Origin of the sequence: Roseovarius lutimaris, from assembly GCF_900115165.1 — a bacterium.
GTDB classification, from domain to species: Bacteria; Pseudomonadota; Alphaproteobacteria; order Rhodobacterales; family Rhodobacteraceae; genus Roseovarius; species Roseovarius lutimaris.
This window is the reverse complement of sequence record NZ_FOVP01000068.1, coordinates 1-1655: the sequence shown is the minus strand read 5'-3', so window position 1 is coordinate 1655 and position 1655 is coordinate 1. Positions and strand designations below refer to the sequence as shown.

Sequence of the window (1655 nt, the reverse complement as noted above, 5' to 3'; positions counted from 1 at the left end):
CATGAGTTTTCAAATCCATGACGGAGCGCCCGAGACGCCCATCGTCGGTCGCGTCGTTGACAAGCACCTGTCCGACGAGTTGGGGGAGAACCTAACAGTCATGGTGGACGGGATCGACGGCAGGACGCACCACATCGCCGGCCTCGCGCCCGAGCGGCTGGAGGACGCCCGCATCGGCAGCGTCGTCCAGATCGGCCCGGCCGAGGTGACGGCCCGGCCGTCCGACCGCACCATCACCGCCATCGCCGAGGACGGCATCTATCGGCCGAGCCGCCATCTGGAGCAGGCCAAGTTTGAGGGCCGCGTTCCGGGCGGCGACTATGAGGGCTATGTCGATGCTCATGTCCGCAGACTGGAGGCATTGCGCCGCGCCGGGATCGTCGAGCGCATCGACGCAAACCAATGGCGCATCCCCGATGATTTGGTCAGCCGCGCGGCCGCCCATGACGCCGGCCGCGACAGACAGGCCAGCGTTCGCGTCCTGTCCCCGGTCGATTTAGGCAAGCAGGTCGGATCGGATGGCGCGACCTGGCTGGACCGGCGGCTGATCCATGGCGAGACGGCCGACCTTGCCCCGACCGGCTTCGGCCAGCAGGTGCGCGAGGCGATGGACCAGCGCCGCGAGCACCACATTGAACACGCCGACGCCAGCCGAGCGCGGAATGGCCGTATCTTCTACCGGCGCAGCCTTCTCGCCACCCTGCGCGAGCGCGAGGTTGCGCGCGTCGGCGCGGAAATGGCCGGGAGCAAAGGATTGCCGTTCCGCGCCGCCACGGACGGCGAGAACGTGAGCGGCAAGTTCACCGGGATTGTCCAGCTAACGAGCGGCAAGTTCGCTGTGGTGGAAAAGAGCCATGAGTTCACGCTTGTCCCGTGGCGGCCGGTCATCGACCGCCAGCTCGGCCGTGAGGTCATGGGCATCGTGCAGGGCGGATCGGTGTCGTGGCAATTTGGGCGGCAGAGGGGGCTGGAACGCTGAGGGCACCCATGCCGCATTGCGAAGCAAAAGATAATCGGATAAGAGGTATCTATTCATATTCGTAAGCGTGGAGTCTTCAGATGGGAAATTCCAAGTCAGCAGACAAGTAAGCCGCAACAACCAGTATTGTTGTTGCGGCGCTCTGTAAGGCTAGTCTCATCTGATTGATGACGAGCAGACGTCGCCCGGTATTCCTTAATCGAGCGGTTGATTCGTCATGACCACCACACGCCCCGCGTGGGCCTATACGCTGCCGGCAGCACTGCTGCTGATGGCTCCCTTCGACATCCTCGCTTCACTGGCGATGGATATTTATCTCCCCGTCGTTCCAGCGATGCCCGGCATCCTGAACACGACGCCCGCAATGATCCAACTCACGTTGAGCCTCTATATGGTGATGCTCGGCGTGGGCCAGGTGATTTTTGGTCCTCTCTCAGACAGCATCGGGCGACGGCCAATTCTACTTGCGGGCGCAACGGCTTTCGTCATTGCGTCTCTGGGAGCAGCTTGGTCTTCAACTGCACCAGCCTTTGTCGCTTTCCGTCTACTTCAAGCAGTGGGCGCGTCGGCCATGCTGGTGGCGACGTTCGCGACAGTTCGCGACGTTTATGCCAACCGTCCTGAGGGGGTCGTCATCTACGGCCTTTTCAGTTCGATGCTGGCGTTCGTGCCTGCG

The 1655-nt window shown here is 62.8% G+C and carries 2 protein-coding genes; both read left to right on the top strand.

Features of this window, described 5'->3' with window-relative positions:
* The first annotated feature begins 1 nt into the window (after position 1).
* A complete protein-coding gene (locus BMZ91_RS20965) occupies positions 2–979 on the top strand; it encodes a DUF3363 domain-containing protein (protein WP_092842507.1) in 978 nt (325 codons plus the stop codon).
* A gap of 217 nt (positions 980–1196) precedes the next feature.
* Positions 1197–1655 (top strand): MFS transporter (locus BMZ91_RS20960; protein ID WP_143076445.1); only part of this gene is annotated, 459 nt, incomplete at its 3' end.

Bases quoted from the DNA above. Each gene is read 5' to 3' on its own strand.
- BMZ91_RS20965 (WP_092842507.1), top strand. From the start codon at position 2: ATGAGTTTTCAAATCCATGACGGAGCGCCCGAGACGCCCATCGTCGGT.